The sequence below is a fragment of the Ruminococcus sp. genome, assembly GCF_017650195.1.
GTDB lineage: Bacteria > Bacillota > Clostridia > Oscillospirales > Ruminococcaceae > Ruminococcus.
In genome coordinates this window covers 1-15,482 of sequence record NZ_JAGCFH010000076.1, presented here as the reverse complement: position 1 = coordinate 15,482, position 15,482 = coordinate 1, and the positions used below count along the sequence as shown (strand labels likewise).

The following is a 15,482-nucleotide window of genomic DNA, read 5'->3' as shown; positions in this document are numbered from 1 at the left end:
TTTTTGCTGCGGTTAACGCATACTTACTCATAATAATTATACCATGAAATGCATCAGAAATCAACGTCTGCGCGGTTAAAATTTGATTTGAGCCGTTAGGCTATTGTATGGGGCGTTAGTCACATCGCTCCGTGTTTTGGAAAGGTAAAAAAATATGCCGCCATGCGGCGGCATACTTAACGTTGATTTTATTCTTAATCTTCAGCAGGGAGAGACCTCCCTGCTATAAAGTTTGTACTCGTATTTTTTCTGAACGAGCTTGCTAAAATAGCTACCGTTCACCTTTCCTGCGCGTATGAGAGCCCCTACGGATTCAGCACCGTTTCCCGCCAGGGTGCGGCACAGCTCGTCAGTGAGCGCCTTACCAAGCCCTTTGTGCTCAGGCTTTATGCCTAGGTAGAGGAGTATATACTGACTGCATTTTCTCTTAGTGCGAAGTATCCTCATCAGCTTTGAGGGAGTGAGACTTCCCCTTGCGGCATTGCCAATATCGGGTATCGATACGAAGAATCCCACAGCTTCCCCCTTGAAATAAGCTATCTTTACCATTGAGAAGTCCGCAATATGTTTCAGCGGAGAGTAAAGTGCTGTGAATTCCTCCTCGGTTATTGAGCTGAAGGTCTGAAAGTCGCTGTAAAGCTCAATTATCAGATGGTATATCTCACTGAGGCAGCGGTCAAAGCTGTTACTGTCCGGGCTTTTCAGCTCATAGCCTTTCTGTATGAACTGAGGGAGACGTCTGCTGAATTTTCCGTCCCTGTACCCCTCTGGTATCCTGCCGAACTGATTTGATATATACTCGCCGCAGCTGTCGAAGCCGCAGCTCTCGAGGAGACCGGCATAGTAGTCAGGATTGTATGGCTCACCTGTGTAAGGTGAACCGAAATTGTCTGTCTTTAGCCTGTAGCGTATCCAAAATGAGCAGTCAACTGGTCCCACTAGTGAAATTTTGCCTTCTGCTGATGCTGTTTTCTCGGCACATTCAAATAGAGCTTCCGCGGCGTTTCTATCGTTTATGCACTCAAATAAGCCAAAGTAAGCGCAGGAGCGGTCAGGATATATGGTCACTGCACACCTTGCGGCAGCTTTTCCGTTACCGTCCCTGACTATCACAGGTATCACCCTGAAATACCTGCTGAGGGTATGGGTGCCGCGGAGGAGAGCTCTCTCCTCCTTTCTGTCCTGGGGCAGCTCATTCTTTTTGTAAAGCTTTTTCGGCAGTGAAAGGAAATCTGCAAGTTCCTTGCTGCTGTCTGCCGTGAAGGTATATGCAGTATATTTCATACTATATCGCCTCATTCATTGTGATCTTTCTTTCAAGTATGGTCACTGTTCCCGTAGAGCCGTTTATGCGTATCCTGTCGCCGTTCCTTACAGTGGAGAATAGTTCCTTGACGCCGACGACTGCAGGTTTTTTTAGTTCCCTTGAGATTATAGCCGTATGTGAAAGGAGTGAGCCTCTTTCCGAGACTATGCCTGCCGACCTGCTGAGAAGGAATACCCAGCCGGGATCAGTCATTTTTGCAGCGATTATTTTCCCGTCGCTGTCAAGGTCGGGAGTGAGCTTGTCCACCACGAGGACCTCGCCCTCTGCATCGCCAGAAGAGCATGGTATACCCCTGAGGGTGTCGCCGCTTATTAGGCTTCCTGCCGAGGCGTCAGCCAGCTGTTTGTCAACGGGCTCACCTGCGAATACAAGTCTTGAATACAGCGGTAGCTTTTCAAAGCTCCTGTAGGTCTCACGGCGCTTTCTCACAAGCTCTCTGAGCTCCGTATTTTTATTTCCCACAGCTTCAAACAGCTCATCGAATCTGAGATAGTAGATATCATCGGAATTGCTGAGACGCCCCTGAGCACAGAGAGCCTCAGCGGTCTTGTTAATAATCTCGCGAACCAGACCGAATATTCTTCCCCTTGACATACGGGAGCTTTCGCGCAGTCTTATGCCTGCTGCGGCTTTTCTTGCGAAGATATCCGCGAGTATTCCACGCTTTGGCAGCTCTTTTTCCGTTGTGGTTCCGCATTCTGCTGCACTTACGATATTTTTCGCAAGCAGATAAGGCTTCATGCGGTAGGTGACTGTTTCAAGCTTCAGTTCCTCGGGACATCTGTCACCGTAAAGGTCAATATACTGCGATATGAGCCTTGCGCCGTTGCTGCACTTGCTTAGAGCCCGTTCAAAACTTTCCTCGTCGGTCACGTAACGTAGGTCGTCAAGAGCGCCGCTTTCAGTGAAGCACTTCTTTATATCGGCCAGCATTTTTACCGGTCTCATACTTTCGATATCACGGCTGCCAGCTATGAATAGATTTGTCAGCTCCTGCCCCTTCTCGCCGTATTTTCTTGTAAGGCACTTTTTGAGGAGACCTGTGAAAATGAAGGTATACAGGTCGTTTACAAGTGTTAAGTCCCAGTGCTCAGCAAGTTCGTCTCTGAGGCCGCAGTACAGCTCAAGAAGAGTCTCCGGGTCATCGGTACCAGATATGGCGTTCGAATATCTTTTATAGACATCGCCGAAGTATTCCTCCAGTTCCTTCATATTCCTGCGGTTTGTGGAGAGAAGCTGAAAGAAGGAAGTTGTTACTCTGAGCTTGGTCATGAAACCTGCTTTTTTATCACCGTGAGTGACTTCCTTATCCCTTACTCCAAGCATTTCCTGCCATATGGGGATAATTCTTTTACTGAAGGGGAGTAGGAGTATTATATCGTACCAGTTGCTTATGCGGTAGTATATCCTGCCGTTTGCACTGTCGGTCATCTTCCTCAATGAAGCGTCAATTCGTTCGGCAGTGCCGTCGTTTTTTGTAGCTCTTTTTATGCAGCTTCTGAACACTTGATAATAGACCTCGCTGACGAAGCTTTCCGTCATGGGCAGTGATATGCCGGGATAGCTCTCGGAGATATTGCTGCTGTCAAGAACGGTTACTGCGTCGTCGGTGAGAGAAGTCACAGGTCTTGACTGTAATACGTATATCTTTCCGCTTTCTACTGCGAACTCTATGTCCTGACGCCTGCCGAAGATACAGCATATCTTTTTCGATATATTAATGAGCTCCTTTAGCTGTTCATCGGTGAGCAGGGGAGAATCGTTCTGCCTTTCGAGGCAGTAAAGGTCATCGGTGGTATTGTAATAATAGTGTGTAACGTCCGTCCTGTCTTCCACCACATTACAGCCGAGACCTCTTCCCACGACTATTACCGTCTCGTTGAGTATGCCCTGAGGGTTTGCGGTAAAGATTACGCCAGAAAGCTCAGACGGGACCATTTTCTGTATGATAGCTGTTATATGTGCTTCCTCCGGGTCCTTTCCCATGCTTATCATATATTCCTCAGCCGTTTCAGACGAGGAGAGACACCTTCTCACGTATTTGCCGAGCTCTATGCCTCTAACATTGAGGCAGGTGCTGAACTGTCCGGCAAAGGACATCGAATCTCCGTCCTCGCAGTCAGCTGATGAGCGCACCGAGTAGAGCCCGTTCATATCGAAGGGGAAGTCCCTGAGGCTGTCTGCGCTCTGAACGCAGACCAGTTCCGGAACATTGAGACCGTTCTCTCTCATGATGAACAGTCTCTGCGCCTTTGCGCCTATTCTGTATTTCCTGAAATTCTTCTCTGTGATCATAACATCATCACTCCTGATCTGCTTGAGATGATATAGACTGCGACTGTAATGAGCATTATGCTCTCCTGTATGTATGTGTATTTCTCCACCTTGTCAACAAGCTTGAACTTTGTAGGGTCGTCCATGAACTCTACGAACTTGTAGGTCATCCATGCGGTGTTTATGAGCAGAGCTGCCACGGACAGCAAACTGAGCCTGTACACAAGGAGTATATTTGTGATTATATCAACTATAGTGAGTATGAGGACGAACCTTACTGGCTTTTTGTAGCCGAAGAGCTTTGAATAGGTAACGTATTCTGTTTCGTCCTTTGGGGCTCTTATCTTTCTGGATATCTCCCATATAAGAGCTGGAAAATAGAGTGTCATCATTGCAAGAAAGTTGGTGAGAGTAAATGCTGAAAGACCGTACTTTATGCAGGTGAAGGAGATAATATATATATTCAGTATCATCTGCACCGGATTATGTGTTATCAGTGCCAGTGGAAGGCTTTTCTGTATCTTCTTTTTCTGGAAGAACCACAACGACATGAGAGTGCCATAAATATAAAGGAACAGGAAGAACAGGAAGTTATTGAGGAAAACGAAATTGAGCAGTACAGTTACCGCGATAAGCGAAGTTATGAATATTGCAAGGTCCTTTTTTGTAACTCTTCCAGAGGGCAGCGGACGCTGCGAAAAAAGGCGGCAGTCAAGCTCGTAGTCCTTGAAGTCGTCGGCTATCCTGAGCCAGCACAGAAAGCTGAATACAGTGAAGCCGCCTATGAATTCGGCAAATGATATGCTGAAATTCGTGATCCCGTTATTGAGCAGTACGATGAAGTATATCTCGCCGAAAACTATGAATCCTAGGAGAAGTCGCGGCAAGAGTGGATACATCTCCTTGAAGTATATATCTAGTCGTTTTAACATGGTAGTTCCCTCCCTTTATATGTTCCGGCGTATCCTGAGAGCATAGAGTATCAGGTTTACAGCCGAATGTGTAAAAAATCCCACAAGTATGTAAAGCCAGTACTGGGCGAAACTGATAGTGCAGAGGAAACTGAGACAGAGGACTACTCCTAGAAGGGAGTCTATCTGGTCTATTACATAGAATAACGCGCCTTTGAGGCCCTTGTCCGTTTTACCTGCCACAATGCCGAGCCTGCGCTTTATGAAGCTGTTCGGCAGCTCGAAGAGAGCGTAAGCAAGACCAAATATAAGTCCCGCGCCGAGATTTGCTGCAAGACTGATGCCGTGAGCGGAAATGAACTGATTTTTTTCCGCCATTGCCGGAACAGAACAGCATACCGTGCTCCATATCACCTGAGATATGCCGCCCAAAGCGACCATTCCGAGAAAGCCCTTCCAGGTTTTGTTGTCACCGAATAGCCTCCTGCCGTCACTCAGACATCTTCCGCAGTCAATGGGTTTGCTGAGCCCCCTGAATATCGGCAACTTCACGAATATCATGTTCAGCACGCCTGCAATTATGACTGAGGTCAGAGTTGCATAAATCTGTGCTATTTCAGAAGCCAGTCTCATTTTATCAGCGCCAGAGCCTTTGGCACGAGTATGACGGCCTCTGATGCAAAGAACGCCAGAGCTATCACGAGCACGCCGCCTGCGGCTGCGTCCTTGATGAAGCGGTTTTTTTCGCTTACTGTGTTATCGTATGTGTCGATAACTCGCTCGATAGCGGTGTTGAGGAACTCCGCCGAGAAGGCTGCGGTCACAAGTGCGAAGAATACAATGTACTCCCATACTGCACAGTGGAGCAGGATATTAAGCATCAGGACGAAAAGGGCAATAGCCGTATACTCCATGAAGTTCCTTTCGCTTTTATAGCATTCGGCGATACCGTTTGCAGCACACCTTATGCTCTGAAAGATATTTTTGTTTTTCATAAAAAGCACCTCCAAAGTGATTTCTCATGATTTTATTATATTTATTCTGCGAACCTTTCTCAAGTAATGAATGTCATTTTCTCAGTGACATTTGTCACTATTTAAGTCCAGACCAATATCCAGGACAATCTGTAATGCCTTATGCACGATAGTTATAGCGGATACAGAGGACTGATTATCCTGTGAAAGCTGCCATACCATTTATTGCGGTCAATGATTTCCGCTTGCTACAGGTAAAAAGTGAAAACTTCCTTTGTGATTGAACGCAATATTTGACCGAGCTGCCGCAAAAAATGACTTGTAAAATTATTTGTATATGGTACAATCAATAATAGTAATGACTGCGCTTAGCCAGTCAATATGAATCGAATGGAGGTCAATGACCGGATGTTAAAAGGTTTTATAAGAAAACTCTCGATAGTTACGGCTTTTATATGCATGATGAGTGTATCAGCAGGCTGCAACGGTGCTAACAGTAACTCCAGCAAACCTGATTCTTCAAAAGAAACAGAAAAAAGAGAAACACTGGTATTCACAGAGAATGTTACAGACACGGCTGACGGCTACGATTACGAGCTGTGGAAGGACAGTGGAGATACAACATTTAATGTTGAGCCCGGTGGCGGCTGCTTCTCCTGTGAGTGGAGCAACATAAACAACGCTCTATTCAGACGAGGAAAGAAGTATGACTGCACCCAGACCTACGACGAAATGGGAAATATTTCCATAGATTACGGCGTAGACTACCAGCCTGACGGCAATTCATATATGTGTGTCTACGGCTGGACGAGAGAGCCGCTCATAGAGTATTATATAGTAGAATCATGGGGAACGTGGCGTCCGCCCGGAGCTCCTATGGCTCTTGGTACCGTAAAGGTTGACGGCGGCGTATATGATATATACAAGACCACAAGAGTGGAGCAGCCCTCAATAGACGATATCCAGACCTTTGACCAGTATTGGAGCGTAAGGCAGACAAAGCCCCAGGCAAACGGCACAAAGATAGAGGGCACTATATCTGTGTCCAAGCATTTCGACGCATGGAAGCAGTGCGGCCTCGAGCTCGGAAAGATGTACGAGGTAGCTCTTAATATCGAGGGATACCAGTCACAAGGCAAGGCAACTATATACAAGAACGAGCTTAAGGTGGAGGGTACTTACTCCGAGGCAAAAGATATTGAGGTAACCGTTGACAAGGAGGCTATCGCAAAGATAAACTCCGCCGACAATACCACTCCAGAGGAGGTAGGTTTCTTCGAGATAGGCTTTGAGAATGGCGTCGAAAACTGGATGACCAGAGGCGGTCCGCTTGTTACTATAGATATGGACAATGCCTATGCCGGCAAGCAGTGCCTGTCCGTAAGCGGAAGGACTGATAACTGGAACGGTGCGGCGATAATGCTCAGTAGTGACACCTACAAGCCAGGCGAGGCGTACAGCTTCAAGGCAAAGGTAATGCAGAACAGCGGAGAAGAAGTCACCATGAAGATGACCATGCAGTATAATTATGAAGGCGAGAAGTACGACGAGGTTGCTCTTGCAAAGGCAAAGAGCGGCGAGTGGATAACTCTAGAGAATCCAGCTTATGTGATACCTGAGGGAGCCGAGAAGCTCCAGCTTTACATTGAATCGCCCGACAGCCTTACAGACTTTTACGTAGACGAAGTCTCTGGATCAGAAAAGGCTGGCTGATAGTTCTTTCGGCTCCAAATCAGCGGCTTGATAAATGAAGTGAAAAACTTTTATGGTGGTCGTAAGAAAGACGAACGTTCAGCGGACTAAAAACCACACCAAAAGCTATTTACCGAAAAATTACGCAAAAATAAAGCCATAGTATTCCTTTTTAGTAAAAGTGAAATACTATGGCTTGTATTTTTATTATACAGAGCTGTCCTGAGCTCAGAGACCTTTGAACTGTATCTTCGTGTACTTGGGGAGCCTCTCGGCTACGAGCTTATGATTCTCCGGATTAGTAAAGAAGCCGCCCTGTACCTCAGCTATTTCGTCGCAGTGTACTCCGCGTCCTTCCTCAGTTGTACGGTCGCGTTCCAGTCCATTTTCTGCGATAACGAACTTCCATTTGCCGTCGGGTGTCTTTTCAAGGTCGCCGCCGGCTCCGCAGACTGTACATTCTATAGGGTACTTAAGACCTCTCCACTGAGTATCACCGAGACAAAGACTGTTGCTGTGGCAGTTTGGACACCAGCCGGTATCCGGATCGCCCAGCCACTTGCGCTCTTCCGGGGGAGTGTTGAGAGCTTTCATTACATTTTCGCCTATTTCCCTTGCCCTTGCGAGCTTTTCCTCATAGAGCAGGACCTGAGCTGGGCCCGGAACTCCAGTAGCCATATACATATCCACTACCTTGAAGCTGTTGGTTACTGTTGTTATCTGCATACATTCAAGGCTGAGGGACTGCCATGAACGGTATGAGCCACCTACAGCAATGAGAGCTCCAACACGGTCGTGAGACTGTATAGCGCCTATCTTCTGAAGAAAAGCTGTCTCATAGGCAAGGTTTCTGTGCATGAATTTAAGGAAGAGCGACGAGGGCATGAGAGCGTATGTGGGAGCTGAGAAGATAACAGCGTCCTGATCCAGCATCACCTGCATTATCTTGTCCTTGTCGTCCTTATCAGCGAGTACGCAGCCTGTATTTTTTCCCATGGACATACCCATTGTACATGAGGTGCAGCCGGTGCAGTCAAGGATATTGTAGTCCCTGAGGTTTATCATTGTTATTTCTGCGCCCTGTTCCTGACAGGCAAGAAGCGATTCCTTTAATAATATTTCACTGTTGCTGTTTTTACGTCCTGCGGTTATACCCATTACTTTAAAATTCATAATAAACTCCTTTTTCGTATTGAACGAAGGCCGTAGAGCCGCCGTTCAGGGGTGGGGATCGTTACCTTGAATCTTATTTATCATTATCAGATTTAGTATTGAAAATAAAAATAAAACAAAAATGATGCTGAAGCGTCTTTGAAGCGTTTTCTATATATGTACTAAGACGAAAAGCTATCATACTGATAATATTAAGAATCAAAAGCACATAATGATCTTTCTTATTTTTGTATTATGCATTTTTACTGCCTTTGAATAGATGTGTAGTGGATTTTAGATTAAGACGTTTCTGCAAATGACAGAATCCCATTTCTCCATAATGATTTTGAAGTTACTATGTTTTTACTATGTTTCAGCGAAACATTTTTAGCCCCTCCTTATACAGCTGTTCGCTGGTATTTCCGCTGCTTTATCTGTTCCCCCGAACCGATGAGCAATATTTGCATTCACAGCGGATAATGTTTTATGATTTGAAACAAAAACGATGATAAAATGCCTATTTTTACCCATTTTTTTAAATTATACCCTATTTAAAATAAAAAATCAATCGATAAATATTACAATTATTGGGCTAAAAAATTGTTACTGTTGAAACTTGAAATGTTCAAAATTATATGATAGTATAATTTTTATAGAGTATTTTCCAATAATAATAAACACCTGAAAGTATTCTTATTCTTTGAATAATACAGGAGAAAACAACCGAAAAGCGCTATATACCGAGTCCGCAGGCAGATTGATGAGCCTGCGGATTTTTTTTCTTTATCGAATAAAAAATCTGCCTTTGTAGATTGTGCATATAAACGGGATACGATTTTTGTTTGATTTTCAGGAAAGGAAACTATTGACAAAATCATGCAACTGTTATATACTGTTTATAGAACACATAAACAGTTAAGCACGGAATGGGTGACCGAAAGGAGGAACCGTATTGAAAATATATCAGAACTCAGACGAACCTATCTACAAACAGATAGCATCACAGCTCAGAGATCAGATACTTTCCGGGAAGCTGAAAAGCGGTGATATGCTCCCTTCTATAAGAGTACTTGCTCAGAATCTGAAAATAAGCGTCATAACTACCATGAAGGCGTATGAGGAGCTTTCAGAGGAGGGGCTTATAACAGCTTCAAAAGGAAAGGGCTATTTCGTAAATGCTCAGGATAAAAAAATGCTGGAGGAGCAGTATATGAGACAGCTTGAGGAAGACCTCACAAACGCAATACATTCGGCAAAAATAGCAGGTATTGGCCTGGAGGAGCTTTGCGGTACTCTCAGGACTTTATGGCTTATTGACGAGTAAGTGAAAGGTGGATAATATATGGAAAATGTACTTAAAATAAACAATATCGTAAAAAAATACAGCGGATTTACTCTTGGCGAAATAAATACTGAAATACCGGCAGGCTTTTCGACAGCTCTCATAGGTGCCAACGGTGCCGGAAAAACCACTCTCATAGATGTTATATGCGGAGTTACTGGCATGGATTCCGGGAGTACCGTATATTTTGGCGGAAGCGAGGGTATTGACAGTTCCAAGATAAGGAACAGGATAGGTTACTGCTCATCGGTTAATTTCTTCCCCTTTGACTGGAAACTTAAAAATATCAGGACTTCTATGGAAACTGCTTTTGATGGTTTCAGCAGGGAAAAATTTGCAGGACTTTGCAAAAAGTTCAAGCTGGGTGATCCGGATGAAAAAAAGCAGAAAAGTCTTGTTAAAATGTCCGACGGAAACCGCATGAGAGCGTATCTTGCTGCTGTTCTTGCAAGGGATACCAATCTCCTTGTGCTTGACGAGCCGGCTTCCTCACTTGACCCACTTGCAAGGGATATGCTATGCGATATGTTCAGAGAGTATATAGCGGAAGGCAACGGGCAGAAGAGCATAATATTTTCTACCCATAATATTGCGGACATGGAATATGCTACGGACTATGCGATATTTATGGCTGACGGAAGGATAACTGAGCAGGGCTTTGTAGAGGACCTGAAAGAGAAATACGTACTTGTTCATGGCGAAGCCGACAAGGCTGAGGAGGCAAAAAAGTTGATGCTGTCCTTTAACGGAAACAGCACAAATTTCGAAGGAATAGCTCCTGCGGAGAATACGGTGCTGCTGTCAAAGCTTGATACAGCCATAGAAAAGCCTACCTTGCAGCAACTCAGTGTCGGCATACTGAGAAAGGCGGAAAAAGATGGAGAATAACAGATCGGATATCACTTATGCAGAAGCATACCGTATATATAACGGCAAGGGCTTTTGTGAAAATGTGGCAAAGATTTCTATTACTGCGCTGGGAATGTTTTTGATAGGTATATTTTTGTTATGTTTCATCTCTTTTATGAGCGGAGATGGATTTTTAAACCCTGAGGCCGCTGATGCACTAATGCCAGTGTGGTGTGGCATAACAGTAATGCTGCGTATGTTCCTGTATTATGAAAAAGACTCCCCGGGAGGTAAGTACTTCCGAACGGTAAAGGGCGGCTTCGATACCTTTGTCAGAGCGGATATAATGACTGCAGCCGAGCGTATACTTACAACGCTTGCCTATTTAGCGGTAGTGGTGATCCTTGATGCAACAGGCTTAATTAAGCTGAAGTATGGCATTAACAGCTGTATCTCCACGTTTATATTCATCATGCTCTTTGTTGCTGTCTCGATGTTTTTAAAGCTTCTGGGAAACAAGGCTCTTGCCGGTGTCTGCTTTTCGATAGTTTTCTTTCTCACGATCGGTGTGGGGTATGCAGCTATGAGTCTAACTGACGGTAAGATAGGCGCTCCGCATATAGCTGCAGCTGCTGCGATTGCGTTCCTTATGCCGATTTCGCTCAGGGCGGTTCATATCAATTACAGAAAAAAATACTGGGATAATTAGGGAGGTCAGCTATGAAGGATTTTGGAAGGGCAGTGAAGATGTATATTATGACATCTTTCAGCATTATATTTCTTGTTTTCGGTCTGGGCACAGCTATAATGGCTCTTGTGGCTATGGCGACTGATCCGGCGAAAAGAGGCGATAAGGATTATTGGGATATGCTCGGCGTCATGGGATTGATGCACTGTATGCTGATAGTAATTTTTTTCTGGGGGAACGTAAAAATATCACGCTATAAACTTTTCGGATCGCTGCCGCAGGCTAAGATACTCTTTACCTTAGTTCCGGTAGCAGTTGTAGGAGCGCTCTGTATAGTACTGGATATCTTCGTCTTCACTATAGCAATGGTCAGATGCGGAGCTGACACAGCAGCCGACCTCCTCATCATTGATTCTGTGGATACTGTCATTGCCTGTCTGCTGAATGCGACAATGCAAAAGCAGAAGAACAAGTTCATTACGGTATTTCTGGGACTTCTTTTCATCCTTTTCTTAGATCAGGTGCCGTTGCTGAAAAGAATGAGGCTGTCAAATTACGGCTTTGGGCTTTCGTTGCATCAGGCGGCAGTAGCTGCAGCGACGGTATATATCGCAGGCTTCCTGCTGGTATGCCTTGCCATGAAGCTGTGGTGGGAGAAGTCCGGAAGGAACTATAACAATCATCAGAACATTCTGGTGCTCGACAGGTAAAAAGCTGTCCCTGTAAGATGCAGGGACAGCTTTTTGTCTCCGACAGCGGTTCGCGTAAGGTCGATACTATGAGAATGTGAGGTTTTCTTTGACTTTAACAGCAGACTGTGGTATAATAGATAAAAATGCCGAATAGAACGGAGGTGAACGGTATGTCAGTAAAGGGTGCGGCTAAGGAACGTACCAAAAACAGGCTCAAGGAGCCAAAACAGTATAATGTCATAATGATAAACGACGATTTCACAACTATGGAATTTGTAGTGGCGTTACTCATTGACGTCTTCCATAAGGACGAGTTGACCGCTCAGGCTATTATGATGAATATCCATAAGAACGGACAGGCTGTCGTGGGAAAGTACCCTTACGATATCGCTGTCACCAAAACAAGGATCGCTTTGGATAGGGCTAAGGAACAGGGCTTTCCGTTGAGAGTAACTGTGGAGGAGGCTTGAAATGGATCTGTCAAAGGAAGCGCTTGATATACTCTATCAGGCCATGGAATACGCAAAGAAAAGAAACTATGAGTTCGTTACCCCTGAGCTTCTCCTGCTGATGATGCTGAGGGACAGGGTATTTACAGAGGCGTTTGAGGAGTGCGGTGGAAATGCCGGTATGCTGGAGGACTACCTTAAGGAGTATGCAGAGGAGTACATGGAAAAGGCTGAGGTGGAAATGCCGGAGCTCTCTGACGGCGTGAACATGCTCATGAACTATGCTGCAAAAAGCGCATACAGCAGCGGTTCTCAGAAGGTACACCTGAGACATATAATCCACGGCTTGTGGAACCTTGATGATTGCTATGCCATATACTTCATGGAGAAGCAGGGGATCGCAGAGGCTGACCTCTTGCAGGAAATGGCTGAGATAGAGGAGTATGAAAAGGTAAACGAGACTGGCGAGATCAGAACAGGCGACCCCGAGGAAAGCCAGAGCGGCTGGAGGCTATATGCTCCCTGCCTCAACGATACTCTCAGAGATGCTAATCCTCTTATAGGACGTGAAGCCGAGTTGGACAGGACTATACAGATACTGTGCAGGAAGGAAAAGAACAATCCGCTTCACATAGGCGAACCTGGTGTTGGAAAAACTGCTATTACCTACGGGCTGGTACAGCTCATAAACAGCGGAATGGTGCCGGAACCCCTTGCTGGTGCAAGGATTTTCGCTCTCGACCTCGGCGGTATGCTTGCAGGCACACAGTACAGGGGCGATTTTGAAAAGCGTTTCAAGAAAGTGCTTTCGGAGATAGGCAAGGAGGAAAAGCCTATAATCTACATAGATGAGATACATAATCTCTCCGGTGCAGGTGCTGTAGGAGAGGGCTCCTTCGACGCCTCGAATATGCTGAAGCCCTACCTCGCGGACGGGAGGATACGCTTTATAGGCGCCACTACATTCGAGGAGTACAAGAAGTATTTCGAGAAGAACAAAAGCCTTGTAAGGCGGTTCCAGAACGTGGAGATAAAAGAGCCTACAGAAGATGAGACAGTTGAGATACTTGAAGGGCTCAGGCAGAAGTACGAGAGCTTCCATGGGGTGAAATACGCCAAGGGAGTGCTCAGATATGCCGTGAGCATGAGCGCAAAGTACATAAATGAAAGGTTCCTCCCCGACAAGGCTATCGACCTTATTGATGAGGCAGGGGCTTATGTGAAGCTGCACCCGATGCAAGGAAAGCTGAGTATTGTAGACAAGAATATCATAAATCAGGTGCTGACCACTATATGCAGGGTGCCGGTGGAGACCGTCGCCACGGATGACGTTACAGGTCTTGCGGAGTTAGAAGGAAAGCTCAAGGCAAAGATATTCGGACAGGATGAGGCTGTGACACAGGTGGTAAACGCCGTGAAGTACTCAAAAGCAGGACTTCTCGACGAGAATAAGCCGCTGGCAAGTCTGTTGTTCGTGGGTCCTACAGGTGTGGGAAAGACCGAGATTGCAAAGAGACTGGCGGAGGAGCTGGGCGTTAAGCTGATACGCTTCGATATGAGCGAATACGGCGAAAAACATGCTGTCGCAAAGCTAATAGGCTCTCCGGCAGGATATGTGGATATGAGGATGGCGGACTGCTTACGGAAGCTGTGAGAAAGAGTCCGTCGGCTGTACTCCTCCTTGATGAGATAGAAAAGGCTCACAGCGATATATACAACGTACTCCTACAGGTCATGGACTATGCGACGCTTACCGATAATCAGGGTAGAAAAGCTGATTTCAGGAACGTCATAATAATAATGACCTCCAATGCTGGCGCTAATCGCATCGGCAAGAGCACTATAGGCTTTCAGAGTGGAAGCCTCGATAGCAGCGCCATTATGGAGGCGGTTAAGCAGACCTTCCAGCCGGAGTTCAGAAATAGGCTCAATAAGATAGTAGTATTCAACGGCATGGACGACGCAATGGCTGAAAGAGTTGTGGAAAAGAAGCTGGGTGAGCTTGCACAGCAGCTTGAAGCTAAGAAGACCGAGATATCAGTTGACAGGAGCGCAAGGGAACTCGTGAAGGAAAGAGGCATAAGCCGCGAATTCGGCGCAAGAGAGGTAGACCGCGTAATCAGGAATGAGATCAAGCCCCTCTTCGTGGACGAACTGCTCTTCGGAAGACTGAAAAAGGGCGGAACTATTACTCTCACCGCGAAAAATGGTAATTTCAATATCTCTGTTAACGGAAACAAAGGCGGAAAGCAGGGAAAAAAATGACTTGATTTATAATAACAATTTTATAATGTACTTGAATTAATGTACGATCAGGCAATACCGGAATATAATATTTTTCGGTGTTGCCATTTTTTCATGAAGGACATAAATGGAGCTGACATGGAAAAAATATGCGTCGGCAGTGATGCTGCATTCAGTGTGAAAAGAAACGAGATTTTTACAGAGCATAAATAAATTGTTTTAGCGAGCAGGCTTTTTCAGATGAAGAGAAAATAACAATTTTTTACTATTTTTATGCCCCTGAAAGAAAAAATTTCAAAGCCTGTTCGCTTATTATTTTTTGCGTTTTTTGTAAGGTAATGCGTTGTTTTTGCCGATTTTTAGCCATATACAAATTGTATAAATTCGCAATATTTGGTCGAAGAGTATAGTAAGAGCAAAAAATGGCTTGCATTGATTTTGCCAAAATTATATAATAATAAACAGATAAATATAACGAGCTCGTTCACGGGGATTACTGGTCTTTACAAATATCACACATTTTAACCCGGCAAAATAACTCAAAGGAGTGATCGAAGTGAAGCTGAAAAAATTCAAGAAGATCATCAGTGGTACAGTTTCGGCAATGATGATCGCAGCAAGCATACCCGCAGTTGCTTCTGCTGCTGACCAGCAGGACAGAGGTAATATCGGCGGTTATGACTACGAAATGTGGAACCAGAACGGACAGGGACAGGTATCTATGAATCCCGGCGCAGGTTCCTTCACCTGCTCATGGAGCAACATTGAAAACTTCCTTGCACGTATGGGCAAGAATTTCGACAGTCAGAAGCAAAACTACAAGGCATTCGGAAATATCGTACTTACCTACGATGTAGAGTACACACCAAGAGGAAATTCGTATATGTG

The 15,482-nt window shown here is 45.2% G+C and carries 12 protein-coding genes and 2 pseudogenes; 8 read left to right on the top strand and 6 right to left on the bottom strand.

Annotated features, from left to right (window positions below; genetic code table 11):
* Positions 1 to 201: 201 nt before the first annotated feature.
* The 5 genes from J6U00_RS03105 to J6U00_RS03085 are packed head-to-tail and all read right to left on the bottom strand — an operon-like array spanning position 202 to position 5,507.
* Entirely contained in the window at positions 202 to 1,284 is a 1,083-nt protein-coding gene (locus J6U00_RS03105) for a hypothetical protein (protein WP_296578708.1), read from the bottom strand.
* A 1-nt stretch (position 1,285) separates the two neighbouring features.
* Entirely contained in the window at positions 1,286 to 3,622 is a 2,337-nt protein-coding gene (locus tag J6U00_RS03100) for a PEP/pyruvate-binding domain-containing protein (protein WP_296578705.1), read from the bottom strand.
* On the bottom strand, positions 3,619 to 4,533 hold the full coding sequence (locus J6U00_RS03095) for a UbiA family prenyltransferase (protein ID WP_296578702.1): 915 nt from the start codon (positions 4,531 to 4,533) through the stop codon (positions 3,619 to 3,621). The genes J6U00_RS03100 and J6U00_RS03095 overlap by 4 nt, the downstream gene beginning before the upstream one ends.
* Before the next feature lie 15 nt (positions 4,534 to 4,548).
* A complete protein-coding gene (locus J6U00_RS03090; protein ID WP_296578700.1) occupies positions 4,549 to 5,145 on the bottom strand; it encodes a CDP-archaeol synthase in 597 nt (198 codons plus the stop codon).
* A complete protein-coding gene (locus tag J6U00_RS03085) occupies positions 5,142 to 5,507 on the bottom strand; it encodes a diacylglycerol kinase (RefSeq protein WP_296578697.1) in 366 nt (121 codons plus the stop codon). The genes J6U00_RS03090 and J6U00_RS03085 overlap by 4 nt, the downstream gene beginning before the upstream one ends.
* Positions 5,508 to 5,894: 387 nt before the next feature.
* Between J6U00_RS03085 and J6U00_RS03080 the strand changes: the two are divergent.
* Positions 5,895 to 7,169: pseudogene (locus J6U00_RS03080) on the top strand (glycoside hydrolase family 11 protein); the annotation flags it as partial.
* A 237-nt stretch (positions 7,170 to 7,406) separates the two neighbouring features.
* Here J6U00_RS03080 and J6U00_RS03075 read toward each other — a convergent pair.
* Entirely contained in the window at positions 7,407 to 8,351 is a 945-nt protein-coding gene (locus tag J6U00_RS03075) for a flavodoxin family protein (RefSeq protein ID WP_296578692.1), read from the bottom strand.
* Positions 8,352 to 9,282: 931 nt separating this feature from the next.
* On the opposite strand from J6U00_RS03075, the gene J6U00_RS03070 reads away from it, so the two are divergent.
* From J6U00_RS03070 to J6U00_RS03040, 7 genes and pseudogenes are all read left to right on the top strand, one after another.
* Positions 9,283 to 9,654 (top strand): GntR family transcriptional regulator, encoded by a 372-nt coding sequence (locus tag J6U00_RS03070; RefSeq protein ID WP_296578688.1) that lies wholly within the window; start codon positions 9,283 to 9,285, stop codon positions 9,652 to 9,654.
* An 18-nt stretch (positions 9,655 to 9,672) separates the two neighbouring features.
* Complete coding sequence (locus tag J6U00_RS03065) at positions 9,673 to 10,560, top strand: ABC transporter ATP-binding protein (RefSeq protein WP_296578684.1); 888 nt, start codon at positions 9,673 to 9,675, stop codon at positions 10,558 to 10,560.
* The gene (locus tag J6U00_RS03060; protein ID WP_296578681.1) at positions 10,550 to 11,230 is read left to right on the top strand and encodes a hypothetical protein; all 681 of its coding nucleotides are present in this window, start codon (positions 10,550 to 10,552) and stop codon (positions 11,228 to 11,230) included. The genes J6U00_RS03065 and J6U00_RS03060 overlap by 11 nt, the downstream gene beginning before the upstream one ends.
* Before the next feature lie 11 nt (positions 11,231 to 11,241).
* Positions 11,242 to 11,919, top strand: coding sequence for a hypothetical protein (locus J6U00_RS03055; protein ID WP_296578678.1), 678 nt, complete (start codon positions 11,242 to 11,244; stop codon positions 11,917 to 11,919).
* A gap of 152 nt (positions 11,920 to 12,071) precedes the next feature.
* Positions 12,072 to 12,371 (top strand): ATP-dependent Clp protease adaptor ClpS, encoded by a 300-nt coding sequence (locus tag J6U00_RS03050; RefSeq protein ID WP_296578675.1) that lies wholly within the window; start codon positions 12,072 to 12,074, stop codon positions 12,369 to 12,371.
* A gap of 1 nt (position 12,372) precedes the next feature.
* Positions 12,373 to 14,615: pseudogene (locus J6U00_RS03045) on the top strand (AAA family ATPase).
* 535 nt (positions 14,616 to 15,150) lie between these two features.
* On the top strand, positions 15,151 to 15,482 hold a 332-nt coding region (locus tag J6U00_RS03040), incomplete at its 3' end, for a glycoside hydrolase family 11 protein (RefSeq protein ID WP_296578672.1).